A 16447-nucleotide genomic window follows, 5' to 3' on the forward strand; every position below is an offset into this window, starting at 1 on the left:
TAATGGGGAGCTGAATGACTTTGGTCACAGATAATTGATTTTGATCGAAGATAAATAGTGTATTTTAGAAGGTATTTTTGTTAAAAATGTAAAAGATTTTTATTTTGTTCATACTATGATGGAAAAAAACGAAACACCACGAGGAGATGGTAACCAACCTGAAGTGGCTTCTCAAGAAAATATTAAAAATATTTGGGGGCAATTCAAGGAATTTGTTTTAGGGCTTTTAGACATTAGGCAAGGAGCAGAGCCTAAAACGACTATTGAAGGCATAAAAAAGGATATTCCGTTTAAAGGGCATACTGCTTGGATTTTAGTGTTTTCAATTTTTATAGCTTCAATTGGTTTAAATACAAATTCGACAGCAGTAGTCATAGGAGCCATGTTAATTTCACCACTTATGGGGCCTATTTTGGGAATTGGTCTTTCGGTTGGTATTAATGATATAGATACCTTAAAACGATCGTTTGTGAACTTTTTGGTTATGGTGTTTTTAAGTATCCTTACAGCATTTATATACTTTAAATTTTCACCATTTCAAACAGCATCAAATGAAATTTTGGGAAGGGTGGAGCCTACTTTCTTAGATGTATTAATTGCCTTTTTTGGTGGATTAGCCGGTATAGTAGCTGGTAGCCGAAAAGAAAAATCGAATGCGATTCCTGGAGTGGCGATTGCTACAGCCTTAATGCCGCCTTTGTGTACTGCTGGTTTTGGTTTGGCAACGGGTAATTTGAGTTACTTTTTTGGGGCTATGTATTTGTTTACCATTAATACGATCTTTATAGCTTTATCTACTTTTATTATTGTAAAATACTTGCGTTTTCCTATGGCTCGTTATGCAAATGCGGCCCGCAGAAAAAAAGTAAATCGTATTGTAATTACTGTGGCACTTTTGGTAATCATTCCTAGTATATTTTCGTTTTTGAGCATTATGAAGCGTACTTTTTATGAGCGTGATGCAAAATTATATTTAGCAGAAACGGTTATTTTTCCTGGGGCGGAACAAATTAAGCACAATATTGATTTTGAAAAAAAAGAGTTAGAGGTATACATGATAGGTAATAATGTGCCTGCATCAACTATTGAAGCTTGGCAAGCTAAAATTGGAGAAAGTGCAAGTCTATCTGGAACTAAATTGAGAATTAGACAAGGACATGATAAAACCGATCAATTGACTAATGAATTATCGAGTAAGGTGAAAGAAGGGGTGTTGCAGGATTTATATGCGCAAAATAGCAAAGAATTAAGTAATAAGGATGCTAAAATTTTGTTATTGGAAAATGAGTTAAAACGAATTACGGAAATGTATAAAAAGGAAAAAGTTCCCTTACTTGATTTGGCAAATGAAGCAAAAATTAATTATGATGGACTTGAAGGATTGTCCTTTGCCAAAGTGGTGAAAACTAATTTGAAGAAAATGGAAGAAATTCCTGTGGCATCGGTTACTTGGAGTAAAAAACTAAAAAAGAAAGTTATTAGTGCGCAATCAGAAAAATTAAGAAAGTGGCTTCAGTTTAAATTAAAGTTGGATACATTATTAATTAAGCAAGATTACTATTAGTAAGTTAAAGCCCTTTAAGTTGTGCTTCTCTAACCTTCTTAAATAAATTGGAAGAATAGACAAAATCAGTAACGGCTTCATTGTCAGTTTGGAAAATTTGAGATTTATCACCCTCCCATTCAAGGTAACCTTGTTTAAGGAATACGATTTTTTCGCCAATTTCCATAACCGAGTTCATGTCATGAGTGTTAATTACTGTGGTAATGTCAAACTCTTCGGTGATTTCTTTAATTAAGTTGTCAATAACAATAGCTGTTTTTGGATCAAGTCCAGAATTTGGTTCGTCACAAAACAAATACTTAGGGTTGGTAACAATAGCGCGCGCAATAGCGACACGTTTTTGCATACCTCCACTAATTTCCGAAGGTAGTTTGTGATCTGCATTTTCAAGGTTAACGCGTTCTAAAACTTCACTAACGCGTATATTCATTTCTTTTTTTGTTTTTTTGGTAAACATTTCAAGAGGAAAACGTACATTTTCGGCAACAGTCATGGAGTCAAATAAGGCGCTTCCTTGGAAAACCATACCCATTTGTTCCTTTAAATCTCGCTGTTGTTGTTCATTAAGTTCTTTGTATGCGGTATTTCCATAAGTTATGGTGCCTTGCTCTGGGGTAAAAAGACCTAACAGGCACTTTAGAAAAACGGTTTTTCCACTACCACTTGTTCCTATAATAAGATTGGTTTTTCCTTTTTCAAAGGAAGTGGTGATTCCTTTTAAAATTTTAGTATCTCCAAATCTTTTATGTAAATTTTCAACATGTATCATTAGCTTAAAAGAATTTGAGTTATAATATAGTTCACCATAATCACAGCCACTGTAGTCCATACGAATGAAGTGGTACTCGCTTTACCTACTTCCAAGGCACCACCTTTCATATAAAAACCATGAAAAGAAGGTATGGTAGCCAGTAAAAAAGCAAAAATGAATGTTTTTAAAAATGAATACACTAAATGAAAAGGGGTGAAATCATCTGTAAGTCCAGTGATAAATTCGTCACTAGTAACAAAGCCGCCATATACACCAGCAACATACCCTCCTAAAATTCCTAAAAACATAGAAATGGCGATTAAAAATGGATATAAAAGCATGGCGATTATTTTAGGGAAAACAAGGTAGTTAAGTGAGTTAATTCCCATGACTTCCAGGGCATCAATTTGTTCGGTAACGCGCATGGTTCCAATACTAGACGTGATAAAGGATCCTACTTTACCAGCCATAATAACTGAAATAAATGTAGGAGAAAATTCTAAAATTACCGATTGCCTAGAGGCAAATCCAATAAGCTCACTTGGGATTAATGGATTGGTTAAATTTAGAGCGGTTTGAATGGCAACCACTGCACCGATAAAAAAGGATATGAAAGCAACAATTCCTAATGAATTGATTACAAGATCATCAATTTCTTTTAGAATAAGTTTTCTAAGTACCGAAGGTTTTGTCATGCGATTAAAAACCTCCTTGATCATTAAAAAATAAGCACCAATTTGCTGTAAATAAAACATACGTTATAACTGAGAGGTAAAAATATGAAAATTACGATGTTTTAACCTTTAGTATACATTGAAAGTTTTATTTTTATGTCAAAATAATTGATATGTGTTTTTTTGTTTTAGCTAGTTTTTTAGTGAGCTCATTGTGGGCTCAAAAGCCAAAGTTGGTAGTAGGTATAGTGGTCGATCAAATGCGGTTTGATTACTTGACTCGATTTGAAAAACGCTACAGTGAAAATGGATTTAAGCGTTTAATTAATGAGGGCTTTGAGTGTAAAAATCATCACTATAATTATATGCCTACGTATACAGGCCCTGGGCATGCTTCTATTTTTACAGGAACTAGCCCCAATAACCATGGTATTATAGCAAATAATTGGTATGATAAGTTTGAGGATAAAGAGGTGTATTGTGCCGGAGATCAAAAGGTAAAGGCTTTAGGGACAGAAAGCATTAAGGAGAAAATGTCTCCCAGACGTATGTTGACCACCACTTTTGCGGATCAAAATAGATTGCATACGCAATTTAGAGGGAAAACCATAGGAGTGAGTATAAAGGACAGAGGGGCAATATTACCAGCAGGTCATACAGCTAATGGTGCTTATTGGTTCCGAGGAAAAGAGGAAGGGCAGTGGGTGTCTTCAACATTTTATGGTAATAAATTACCCGACTGGGTGGTTGATTTTAATGAGCGTGATGCTGTAAAAAAACAAATGCAATCATGGAATACGTTATATCCTATAAATACCTATACAGCAAGTGGTCCAGATGATACTAATTTTGAAAATGGATATAAGGGGAAAGAGAAAACAGTGTTTCCATATGATCTAAAAAAATTAGCTAAAAAAAATAATGGTTTTGATATTTTAAAGGTCTCTCCTTTTGGAAATACTTTAGTAACGGATTTTGCCATAAAAGCAATTGAAAAAGAATTGTTGGGACAGGATACATATACGGATGTAATAACCATTAGTTATTCCAGTCCGGATTATATTGGGCATAATTTTGGGGTTAATTCGGTAGAAATAGAAGATACCTATTTGCGCTTAGATCTAGAGTTGGGAAGACTTTTTAAGGAGTTAGATAAAAAAGTAGGAAAAGATAATTATACAATTTTTTTAACTGCCGATCATGGAGCAGTGCATGTTCCTTCATATTTGAAAAGGCATAAAATTGCGGCAGGCTATTTTGATGAAGCATCATTTAAAGCGGAAGTGGTTAATTTTTTGAAATCAACATTTAATGAGAATGGATTGGTAAAAAAAATAATGAATCAACAAGTCTATTTGAATTATGAACTTATTAGAGAAAAGAAGTTGTCTTTAGAGAAAATAACAAATGAGTTAGCTCACTTTATAAGACAACAAAAACATATGCAATATGTATTTACAAGGTCTCAATTGGAATCAGAGGGTATGACTTCCTACATAGGGAGGTTAATTCAAAATGGATTTCATCAACGATTGAGTGGTGATGTAGTTTATGTATTGGCGCCTTCAATAATTTCATATGGAAAAAAAGGCTCAACTCACGGGAGTCCACAAAGTTATGATACGCATGTGCCTTTACTTTTTTATGGCAAAGGAATAAAACAAGGAAAGACTTATAAAAAAACCTCGGTTACAGATATTACGCCTACTATTTCGGCGTTATTAGGTATAGGAATGCCAAATGGGGTAACAGGTAACGTATTGGATTTTGTTTTGGAGTAATAAAAGTTGTTGTTATTTCAAAATGTATGTTTTTAATATCGCTTTTTCTTAGTTTTGCAACATGGTTATTTGGCTGTAAGTGTTAGTTATAAAGTGTGGATTTTAAATGAAAAAAGATGTAATAAAAAAGTGGTTTTTTTTATTGCTTTTGATAGGAGTTTCTATTGAGATGACTTCTCAAAATGATAAGAAAAATAACTTGCAAATAGGAGGTTTAGGTAATCCGTGTCCAGTAGGGGTAGATTGTGAAGGGAACTTTTTTAATCCTAGGTTAGTGGTAAAAAAGAAAGTGACTCCTTCCGTAGATCAAGTAGATAAGCCTGAGCAGATAGTAACTTCAAAAAAAGTACCAGTTCAAAAGCCAGAGGATAAAGCTCCAATCAAAGTAAATAAAACACCAAAGCCTTCAAAACAAGAAGAAGTTGTATTGGTGGAGAAAATAATACCTGTAAAAAAGAAAAAAACAGTTTCTAAAAGTGTTGAAGTAGAAAAGAAGAACAAATTAGAAGGTCCTCCCGATGGTTGGGATGCTCCACCAACAGGGCTTGGATTTGATGAGCAACAAGTTGAATATAATTCGAATGTTTTACCGGCTTATAATTTACCAGTGAACAATTTAGGAATACTTAATTCGGGTAGTGGAGTTTCTAGGGCTAATTATTCACGTTAATACATCGTATAGCTGAAAGCAGCGTTTCATTTTGACTAAATTAAGTTGTAGGTATATAAAATAGGCCTGTTAAGTGGTTCTTTTTTTATTTTTTTTCTCAAATCAAAAAAGTAAGATAATTCTTTCTTTTTTGATTTGTTTTGTAAGTGTCTGCTTATTAATTAATTAAGTTTTTTTACATGCGTAAGTGAATTGTTTTAGCTTAGCTTTGTTGTAATTAACTGTTTTTCAGCAGTTTATTTTTTTAATTTCAGAAGTCAAGAAATCAAAGTTTGGAAACAATTAAAAGAGTGTTTTTTGATAACGTTTTTTATGAATTTTGTGCAAATAATTATTGACTTGATAGTAGTAGTTGTTTGAAATTATAATAAAATTATGATTTTAAATAAATAATTGTATTTTTGATTGTTAGATGCGGGTATACTTGCGTTTACAAACAAATTAACTAAACTATTTTTATGAGAACAAAAACTAAAAAAGGTCTGGTGGACTTTAAGCGAAAGAGGAGCTTGGGTTCAGTAGTGCCATTACTGTTTTTAGCAACAGGATTTAATGTAGTTTCTGCAAATGGTGTTGAAACTTTTTTTAATGAAAATTACGAAAACGATAGAGTGAGTGTTGTAGTGCAAAGTATAACAGGAACAATCGTTGATGCGGATGGAATTCCATTACCAGGAGCAACAGTGGTAATAAAAGGAACAAGTAAAGGAACACAAACAGATTTTGACGGTAACTTTGTTATTGATGCCAATGCAGGAGATGTTTTAGAAATTTCTTATGTAGGTTTTAAAACACAAGAAATAGTAGTTGGGGATCAAACTTCATTAAATGTCACGCTAGAACAAGATATTGATGCACTTAATGAGGTAGTAGTAGTAGGATATGGTACCCAAAAGAAGAGTGAAATAACAGGTGCCTCATCACAAGTGAAAGCGGAATCTTTTGAAGAGCAGCCTGTCGTGCGTGTGGAAGAGGCTTTGCAAGGTCGTACAGCAGGTGTTTTTGTAGCCAGATCTAATGGTACACCAGGAGCAGATGCAAAAATTCGTGTTCGTGGGGTGAATTCTATTACGGGAGCTAATGCCCCTTTGGTAGTAGTTGATGGATTTATAGGTGGAGATCTGAGGACTTTAAACCCAGCAGATATAGAAACATTCGAAGTATTGAAAGATGCATCGGCATTAGCTATATATGGAGCTCGAGGAGCTAATGGTGTTATATTAGTCACCACAAAAAAGGGTAAAGGAAAAACACGAGTGGATGTGAATGTTTTTACATCTGTTTCTGAATTGGCAAATTCTTATGATAATAGGAAAAGTGCTCTTCAATTTGCATTGGATAGTCCTCCAAATTTTTATTCTGATGAAGTTATTGATAATTTAAGAACTAATCCAGTTCCAGATAAAGAAGATGATTTATTCAGAACTGCTTTTGCTCAGAACTATCAAGTATCATTAAGTGGAGGTACAGATAAAGTTAATTATTTTATTTCTGGAAATTATTTAGATCAACAGGGGATAATGGTAACTAATGAGTACGAAAGATATTCCTTGAGAGCTAATGTTGAGTCAAAAGTGAATGAAAAATTAAAAATAGGAATGCAATTATTTGCGAATAGAGAAACTGATAACAATAATCCTAATAATTTTAATTTAACAAAAGGAGGTCCAGTACTTAGGACTTTAACAACTGATCCAACATTTAGACAATTTAATCAAGATGGAAGTTTTAATTTTAATAAAGCACCATTAGGAAATACTTCTGCTACCTATTTTGTTACGGATCTTTTTAGGAGTGATATTGAGCGTAGAGCAAATAGATTTAATTTGAATTTAAATTTAGAATATAAAATTCTTCCTTCTTTAAAGTATAGTATTTTAGTGGCAGGTAATACCTTGGATCAAAGGGATGAAAGGTTTACTAAAGAGAGCCCGGATTTAATAGATCCAGATACAGGGGAACAATCAGACCCGAGATTTAATGTTTTTGACTCTTCTAATCGTCAATTTGTAGGTTATCAAATTACTAATATTTTAAATTGGAATAAAACATTTGGTAAACATGGGATTAATTTAACAGGAGTATATGAATTTGCAAAAAATGCAACAGATGATGAAGGTGTGAATATTATTAGTGTTCCTTTTGATGTAGATAGCGTTGAAGTTATAGATGATTCTAGCGAAATTGAACCAGAAAGCCGAACTTATAGAAGAAGCAAGGGTACTTTTGGTATAGTTTCAGTTTTAGGTCGCTTAAATTATGCTTATGATGAAAGTTTGTTGCTTAATGCTTCGATAAGACGTGATGAGGCGACAACATTTACAAAGGATAATAGAGTGGGTGTATTTTATTCATTTGGTGGGGGTTATAGTATGAAGAAATTGTCTTTTATTGAAAATAGTAATGTTTTTAATAATGTAAAAATTAGAGGATCATGGGGGCAGACGGGTAACTCTAATACACCTAACTTTGCTGCATTTACAGATACATTTGAAGCGAGACAAATAGTAGGAGGGAGAACTCTTGTTAGACAAAATAATATAGGTAACCCAAATTTGTCTTGGGAAATTACTGAGCAATGGAATGTTGGTGCTGATGTAAATCTGTTTAATAATAGACTAAATTTTTCTGTTGACTACTTCAATAAAACATCAGAAGATTTAATTTTAAGATTTAATCCAATACCATCTAATAGAGCTTTATTTACTACGGAAAATATTGGAGAAGTAGAAAATAAAGGATTTGAATTCTCAATGAATGGTGATGTAATTAACAATGATAATCTTACTTGGAATTCTGGAATTGTTTTTTCTCATGTTAAAAATGAGGTGACAAAATTAATTGATTTAGAAAAATTACCAGCTCAACTTATAGAAGGCCAGTTTAGAGATTTGCAAAATCAAGAGTCTCTTAATGTTATAAAAGTAGGAGAGCCAATAGGATCGTTTTTTGGATTTAATGAAGAAGGACGAAGAGATGTATTGGGGAGTGGATTGCCAACAGTAACATGGGGTTTTAACAATACAGTGAATTATAAAAAATGGGATTTTAACGCCTTTGTACAAGGAGCTGCTGGTTTTGATGTGTACAACATAACCAGAGGAGCTCTAAATGGAGCTTCAGCTGATGTGGCAGGTAATTTTCTTACTGATTTAGATGAGCCTACTACAAAAGAAGGTTCATATAGATATGTTGAAAAAGGTGATTATGTTAGACTAAGTAATTTATCGTTAGGTTACACTATAACAAAGCCTTTTAAACAAATTGATTTTGTGAAGTTATATGCTAGTGGTCAAAACTTATTTTTGATAACAGATTATAAAGGATATGACCCAGAAACAAATTCAGGTCAACGAGGATTTACTCCTGGTAATCCAGATGTGGCAGCAGGTATCGATGCCGGGGCAATACCAAATCCAAGAACATATACATTTGGTGTTAAATTAGGATTTTAATTAGTTATAAAAAATTAAAAATATATATTATGTTTTTTAATAAAATTAAGAATAGTAAAAAATATCTTGCAGGAGGTAGTTTAATGCTATTAATTTCTTTAACATTAAACAGTTGTGTAGATATAGATGAAGTATCTGATGTTGAAGATATAATAGCAGAAGGTATAGCTAGAGCTGAAGATATACAAGATCAAGCTTCCGAATTAGAAATTTCTGATTTAGATGACTTAGTATTAAATGTTTATAGGAGTTATTATGATTTGTTATTTTTAAATGGATATAATGTTCCAGCTTGGGCAGGGGATGATGTAACTACATTAAATGCAGCATCTAAAGACGAGTTTAGATCTTTTGATACGATGGAATTTGATTCAGAAAATCCAAGAATGATCAAATATCATAATGACATGGCTACTGTATTAAGTGATTTGGCTTTACCAGTGGCTATAGCAGAAAGTTTTATAGGTCTAGTAACAGATCCTGATGCACTGTCCGAAACTGAGAGGGTAGAATTTGAAAGAGCTCAGTTGCTTTATGGAGAATTGTTATTCGTAAGATCTTTGAGTTTTCATCAAACGCTTAGAATGTTTGGTAAAGTAGGATTAACTATTGAAGATACACCAGCGGCTTCTTTAAGTGATCATTTGGAAGCATATGAAAAGATAGAAGAAGATTTATTATTAGCTATTGATTTACTACCAAATATTCATCCAGATGCTACTGAGCCTGGAGCTGCTAGGCCTAATAAAGGTTCTGCAAGAGCTTTGTTAGTAAGAGTGTATATGGATTGGGCAGGTTTTCCTGTAAAGGATGTGACAAAGTATGTGTCTGCTTCAGATCAAGCTAAATTAGTTATAGATAATAAGTCAGCTCATGGTTTTGATTTAGAAGCTAATTTTGGGGATCTATGGTTAGAGGCTAACGCTAATAACAAAGAAAGTTGCTTCTCTTTTGTTTTTGATAAATCTGCAAGTTTGGATAATAGAAAATACGGTCAAGTTGGTTTGCCGGGTATTGCTCCTTTGAATGGTTGGGATGAAACTAGTGCGGAGATTCGTTTTTTTGAAGATTTTCCCGAGCAGCCTCGTAAGGATGCTACTTATAGAATGGATTTAGATTGGGAAGCTTTTCCAACACAACCGAATCCAGTATTTAGTAAAGTTGCAGGACCATTAAATGATTTACAAAACGCAGCTTTTTCAACTGATAGAAGTGATTTTTGGATTCGTTATGCTGATGTGCTTTTAATGTATGCAGAAGCTTCAGCAAGATCAGGTCAGATCACTGCTTTGTCTTGGGAAGCATTGAATCAGGTAAGAAGAAGAGCAGAAGGTTTACCTTTTGAAGCCCCAGATGCCTCTGTTGATTTAACAACAGGTGATTTAGCTGAATTAGCCGTAACTGAACGTAAATGGGAATTTGCTGGTGAATGGTTGAGATGGTATGACTTAGTTCGATTAGAAAGAGTTGCTGATGCCTTAAGTCCAGAAGCTAGAAAGCCGAAAAATCCAGCTTTTTCTGGTCCGAGCAATCCAGTAACAGGAGATACATCTACAAATAATTATTTCTCTAAGATACCTCAGTCTATTTTAGATGTTAATCCAGGTTGGTCAAATTAAATAATAAATAGTTATATATTATTTTTAATAACGGTAAGCTTTTTTTAGCTTACCGTTATCTTTTTTAATTCTATTATTGTTTAAATGTAATAGTTGATAAAATTTAATTTTATGCAGAAAATCAAATATTTAAAATATTCTGTAATGATATGCTTTGCAATTGTTTTTACAGGATTAGAATCATGTAAGGAAGCTGTTAAAACTGAAGCTCTAGAAGATACTGACATACAAGATTTAAAATTTGACAAACTATTTTCGACTTTAACTTCAAAACAAACTAATGTTGATTTTAAAAATCAATTAGTTGAAAATATCAATTTCAATTATTATCAATATATGTATTCCTACATAGGTGCAGGAGTTGCTGCGGGTGATTTTAATAATGATGGTTTTGAAGATTTGTTTTTTGTATCAAATACAAATGAATCTAAATTGTATAAAAACAAAGGTGATTTAGTTTTTGAAGAGGTGTCTTTAAAAGCAAGCATTACCTCTAAAAAAGGATTTAACACTGGGGTAACTACCGTGGATATCAATAATGATGGTTTATTAGATATTTATATAGTTAGAGGTGGGTTGGATAGTTCAGAGGGCAAATTTGAAAACTTGCTTTACATTAATCAAGGTGATTTTAAATTTAAGGAAGAAGCTAAAAAATATGGTTTGAATGATTCCAATAGAGGAATTCAAGCTACTTTTTTTGATTTTGATAATGATAATGACTTGGATGTGTTTATAGCTAATACGCCTGATCTTGATGCTAAGACTAAAGAAGTTATAGATATTAATAAAAAACAAAAAGATCCAGCTTCGCAAAAATTATTAGGAAATGATAAACTCTATGAAAATATAGGAAATGGCAAGTTTAAAGATGTTTCGATAAAAGCGGGCTTACATTATGATATCGGTTTTGGGTTAAATCCACAAGTCGGAGATTTAAACGGAGACGGTTTTCTGGATATTTATGTGTGCAATGATTTTAAAGTACCCGATTTTGCATACATCAATAATGGAAATGGAACGTTTACGGATAAACGCGATGAGTTTTTTAAACATATTTCCCATAATAGTATGGGAAGTGATATTGTTGATATTAATAATGATGGGAATTTTGATGTGCTTACATTAGATATGAACCCAGAGGATTATCTACGCTCTAAAACGACCATGTCAATGACTTCCATACCTAAGTTTGAACAAATGGTGGCCAATAATTATCATTACCAATATATGCATAATATGGTACAGGTAAATAATGGTAATGATTCATTTAGTGAAGTATCAAACTTATCGGGTATGGCAAATACCGATTGGAGTTGGGCGGTGTTGGCTGCGGATTTAGATTTAGATGGTTTTGAGGATGTGTATGTGACCAATGGGGTGTTTAGAGATGTGATTGATCAAGATACTACCCGGGAAATTTTAAAAATTCTTCGGAAGAATAGAAGAAAACCAACTAAAGAAGACTTTCTAAAGTTTGCTAAAATGTTGCCACAACAAAAGCTAAAAAATTATTTCTTTAAAAATAATGGAGACTTATCATTTACAGATACTACTGATGAATGGAGTACTATTGAACCAACATTTTCCAATGGAGCAATTTATGTGGATTTAGATAATGATGGAGATTTGGAAGTGGTTACCAACAATATAAATGAACCAGCAAGCATTTTAAAAAATAATGCTGTTGAATTAACTAAAGGGGATTTTTTAAAGTTAAATTTTGTTGGACCTCAAAAGAACAGAAATGGTATTGGAGTAAAAGCGACGGTAGTAACAAATAGCGGAAAACAATTGACAAGACAGTTAATTAATACGCGAGGTTTTTTGTCTTCAGTGTCTTCAGTATTACATTTTGGTATTCCTAAAGGGGATAGTATTGCAGAAGTTACTATTGAATGGTTGGATGGTAAATCACAGGTTTTAGCTAATGTGGAAGTAAACAAAACCTTGAGTATAGCCTATAAAAATAGTACAAAAGGGAAAAGTGATAAAGATATATCAAAACCAATTTTTAAAGAACAATCATTTAAATATACTCACAAGGATCCTTATTTTAATGATTATAAATTACAACTATTATTGCCTTATAAATATTCACAATTAGGACCAGCAAAAGCTGTTGGTGATGTGAATGGAGATGGTATTGATGATGTGTTTTTAGGTGGAGGCTTTAAACAAGAGGCTACTTTATTGCTGGGAACAAAGAATGGAACATATATAAAAAAGAGTCAACAAGATTTTGCAGCAGATGCAAGATATGAGGACATATCAGCTACTTTTTTTGATGCTGATAACGATGGGGATTTAGATTTGTACGCAGGTTCTGGAAGTTATGAATTTTCTCCACGCTCCAGAGGCTTATTAGATCGCTACTATGAGAATGATGGAAAGGGAATTTTTACGAAAAAGAATGCGACCATACCCGAATTAAATATTGTTACTACAGTAGTAGCTACAGCTGATTATGATGGAGATGGCGATCAAGATGTATTTGTGGGTAGTGGGGTAATACCAGCTAAGTATCCTAATTCAGGATCTAGCTACCTACTAAAAAATGAAAATGGAAAGTTTAGTATAGCTAATAGGGAAGTAGGTATTAATAATTTAGGAATGCTTAAAGATGCTGTGTTCAAAGATATTGATAAAGATGGAAAGCTTGATTTAATTGTGACGGGAGAGTGGACTGGAATTCAAGTTTTATTAAATAAAAATGGAAAGTTTGTAAAGGCTGAGCAATACAAAAAATTAGCAGAAACAAAAGGATGGTGGAATAAAATTTTGGTTGAAGATGTGGATAATGATGGGGATTTGGATATTATAGCGGGTAATTTAGGGCTGAATACTAAGTTTCATGCAAATACAAAAAAACCATTTCATGTATATGCCAAAGATTTTGATGCCAATGGTATAGAAGATATTGTATTAGCTAAAGATTATAAAGGGAAACAAGTGCCCGTTCGTGGGCGTACGTGTACATCGCAACAAATGCCTCATATAGCTAAAAAAATCCCAACTTTTGAGGAGTTTGCGAACCTTGGAGTTGATGGTATTTTAGGTAAAGACATTGATTCGGCTTTGCATTATGAAGTAAACGAGTTTCGCTCTGGAATTTTTTATAATGAGGGTGAAGACTTTAAATTTAAACCATTCTCAAATGAAGTACAAACCTCTTTAGTTAATAGTATTTTATATAAAGATTTTGATTCCGATGGTAAAAAAGATTTATTACTAGCCGGAAATAATCATCATTTTGAAGTTGAAACTACAAGATCAGATGCTGGTATTGGTTCATTTCTTAAGGGAGATGGCAAAGGGGATTTTACATGGATATCCAATAATAAAACAGGATTTTTTGCAAATAAAGATGTGCGTCATATAGTAGATCTACCTAAACAAAAACAAGTTCTAGTGATTAATAATAATGATATACATCAGTTGTTTCGTTATTAAGTTATACAATATGTAAATACGATTATTACTTCGAGTGATTTGCGTAATGAAATGAAGTAGATAGGATAGAGAAGCGCTTTCCGATTCAATCAGACGGTTTCTAGATACACTTCCTCTTCGCTATGACTGAGAGAAATACTCGAACCAATTAAGGTGTTTTATTCAAATAGTGTAAAAAGAATAAATTAGTATAAAAAATCTACAAAACGCCATTTTTTACGTTTAAATGTGCGTATTTTTTAACATATCTTTGTGTGTGTACTTAGAAAAGGTGTACGTCTTTATTATTTATATTAGCCTTTAGGTTAATTTAATTAAATGAAATTCAACATTATATTTAAAACTCTGCTTTTTGTTAATATATTTTTTTTTGCAGAATTGTATGCTAAAGAAAATACTCTTTTCATTTCTAAAAAGGTAATTGAATCTCCTGTAGATTCTATAAATGTTAAGAATCAAAAAGCTTATTCTAGAGAGTTAGTAGAATATTACAAAAATAAGTTAACTTCTAAAGTAGAACGTAATAAACCTTTAGGTTTTAAAAAGTACAAGAGTTTTGCTTCTTTAGAAAAAGAAAACACGACCCATTTTCAATATAGCTTTGAAAATTTAGAGCCCGAATTTACGCAAGGATTTATAGTTGAAAATTTCCCCCAATCTCCAACTATAGATTCTATCAAGACAAAAGCAAAAACAATTTTTGAAAAAGTAAAAGAGTTAAAAAAATTCGTTAATGTACTTACAGGAGATCATTTTTTTGATTTACCAGTAGGTCTCTCAAAAAAAGATGCTTCGGGAAATAATTTTGAGTTGGTGGTTAGTGAGGCTAAATTATATCCAAAATATGCAGAGCTAAAATTGTTTGCTAAATTAGATATTCCACAACGAGGGATTCAATTATTTTTTGGAGCTGAAGGCGTTAAATTTTCTCATAAAGGAGCCTTTGTAGAAGAAACCAAACTAATATTGTTAGGGGATCAACCTATCCCATTTAATGCAGATAATTGGTTAATTACTTTAAAAGGAAGTAGCAATTTAAAAACAAATATTTTTGATGAAAAATCATTTGTAAGTATTGATTGCAACGGATTGAAGGAAATAAGTTTAGAAGCAGACTTAAGAGTTTCTCGATCTGTTTTAATTCCTTTAAATGAGCAAGGATTTTATCAATGTGGCGCTCCACTAGAAAATAATTCTGAAAGTCGGGAAAAGGATAATGAAGGTAAAGAGGAACCTGAAAAAAAGTTGGATAAAAAATGTTATGTAGGTACCTCGTTTAAAGTAAAAGCAAAGGGTTGGAATGACCTTTTAGTTGAGATAGATTTACCACCTTTTGAGATCAATGGATTTAAAGGCTGGGCTTTTGAAATTTCTAACACGGTTTTAGATTTAAGTGATACCCGTAATAGTGAAAATGTATTATTCCCAGATGTTTATAGAAGTTTTTTAGCAGAAGGAGAACAACAATTATGGAGAGGAGTATATGCAAAAGAGGTTAATGTTTCTTTACCAAAGGCTATTGAAAAAAATGGTCAACGAACAAGCTTTAAAGCCACAGATTTGTTGTTGGATAGTAACGGAGTTTCAGGGAAATTTACAGCTAAAAATATACTTTCAAAAGAAAAAGGAGCAGCGGGAAAATGGCCATTTTCAATTGATTCTTTAGGGATAGAAATAGCTTTAAATAAGCTTAATGGCGGAAAATTAACAGGAGATTTAAAAGTACCTATTGCAGATAAACCCTTTGGTTATAACGGTTGGATAAGCAATAAAAATTTTGGTTTTCAAGTAGAGTTAAAAGAAAAAGTAAACATACCTATTTTTTTAGCAGAAATGGAACTAGCAGAAAATTCTTCTGTAGCTATTGATGTTATTGATGATAAGATTTATCCCAAAGCTAATTTATCAGGAAGTTTAACAATAAAAGCAAATATTGGACAACAAAAATCGTCTGAAACTTTGGGCGCTTCCTCAGAAAATAAAACTTCAATCGAGTCAACAAAAACTCAGAATGAAGAAGCTAAAAAAGAAACAGATTTAGTTTTTGCGGGTATCAAATTTGAAGAGTTAGAATTAAATTCTCGACCAGGCTTACCGATTATTCGTGCCAAAAAATTCCAATATCAAGGTCAAAATAATTTGTTCAATTTTCCAGTAAGTATAGATAGTTTAAGGTTATTGACGCCTTCTAAAAACTTAGTAGGTTTAGGCTTTAATTTAAGGATCAATTTTGATAATAATGGTTCTTATGCTAAAGGAAAATTAGGAGTATTAGGAAAAATTGATTCAAAAGAAAAATTTGATTCATGGACCTTTGAAAAAGTTGATTTAAGTGGGGTTGCCATTGATATAGAAAGGAGTGGAACCAAAATTTCAGGAAAGCTAGAAGCGATGAAAAATGATCCTACTTATGGGAATGGTTTAATACGCTTTTAATATAAATATTTCGTATATTTAAGGATGCCAAAATCATCTACTCT

General features: G+C 32.5%; 9 protein-coding genes. 7 read left to right on the plus strand and 2 right to left on the minus strand.

The features are described from left to right. Window positions 1-115 precede the first annotated feature (115 nt). A complete protein-coding gene (locus tag KQA_RS0212455) occupies window positions 116-1564 on the plus strand; it encodes a TIGR00341 family protein (RefSeq protein WP_010181627.1) in 1449 nt (482 codons plus the stop codon). A 4-nt stretch (window positions 1565-1568) separates the two neighbouring features. On the opposite strand, the gene KQA_RS0212460 is transcribed toward KQA_RS0212455, so the two are convergent. After that, window positions 1569-2333, minus strand: coding sequence for an ABC transporter ATP-binding protein (locus tag KQA_RS0212460; protein ID WP_010181629.1), 765 nt, complete (start codon window positions 2331-2333; stop codon window positions 1569-1571). Further along, window positions 2333-3070 (minus strand): MlaE family ABC transporter permease, encoded by a 738-nt coding sequence (locus KQA_RS0212465; protein ID WP_010181630.1) that lies wholly within the window; start codon window positions 3068-3070, stop codon window positions 2333-2335. The genes KQA_RS0212460 and KQA_RS0212465 overlap by 1 nt, the downstream gene beginning before the upstream one ends. 92 nt (window positions 3071-3162) lie before the next feature. On the opposite strand from KQA_RS0212465, the gene pafA reads away from it, so the two are divergent. The 6 genes from pafA (at window position 3163) to KQA_RS0212495 (ending at window position 16403) form a co-directional block, all read left to right on the plus strand. Beyond that, the gene (gene pafA, locus KQA_RS0212470; protein WP_010181631.1) at window positions 3163-4770 is read left to right on the plus strand and encodes an alkaline phosphatase PafA; all 1608 of its coding nucleotides are present in this window, start codon (window positions 3163-3165) and stop codon (window positions 4768-4770) included. A 106-nt stretch (window positions 4771-4876) separates the two neighbouring features. Continuing rightward, window positions 4877-5440: a hypothetical protein gene (locus KQA_RS0212475; protein ID WP_010181632.1), complete on the plus strand. Its 564-nt coding sequence runs from the start codon at window positions 4877-4879 to the stop codon at window positions 5438-5440. A 458-nt stretch (window positions 5441-5898) separates the two neighbouring features. Continuing rightward, window positions 5899-8895 carry a SusC/RagA family TonB-linked outer membrane protein gene (locus tag KQA_RS0212480; RefSeq protein ID WP_010181633.1) on the plus strand — a complete coding sequence of 999 codons (2997 nt, stop codon included), beginning with the start codon at window positions 5899-5901 and terminating at the stop codon, window positions 8893-8895. A gap of 29 nt (window positions 8896-8924) precedes the next feature. Next, entirely contained in the window at window positions 8925-10514 is a 1590-nt protein-coding gene (locus KQA_RS0212485; RefSeq protein ID WP_010181634.1) for a RagB/SusD family nutrient uptake outer membrane protein, read from the plus strand. Window positions 10515-10625: 111 nt separating this feature from the next. Beyond that, window positions 10626-13967 carry a VCBS repeat-containing protein gene (locus KQA_RS0212490; protein WP_010181635.1) on the plus strand — a complete coding sequence of 1114 codons (3342 nt, stop codon included), beginning with the start codon at window positions 10626-10628 and terminating at the stop codon, window positions 13965-13967. A gap of 318 nt (window positions 13968-14285) precedes the next feature. Then, window positions 14286-16403, plus strand: coding sequence for a hypothetical protein (locus KQA_RS0212495; protein ID WP_010181636.1), 2118 nt, complete (start codon window positions 14286-14288; stop codon window positions 16401-16403). Window positions 16404-16447: the final 44 nt, after the last annotated feature.

It is taken from the genome of Aquimarina agarilytica ZC1 (assembly GCF_000255455.1).
Lineage (GTDB): Bacteria > Bacteroidota > Bacteroidia > Flavobacteriales > Flavobacteriaceae > Aquimarina > Aquimarina agarilytica.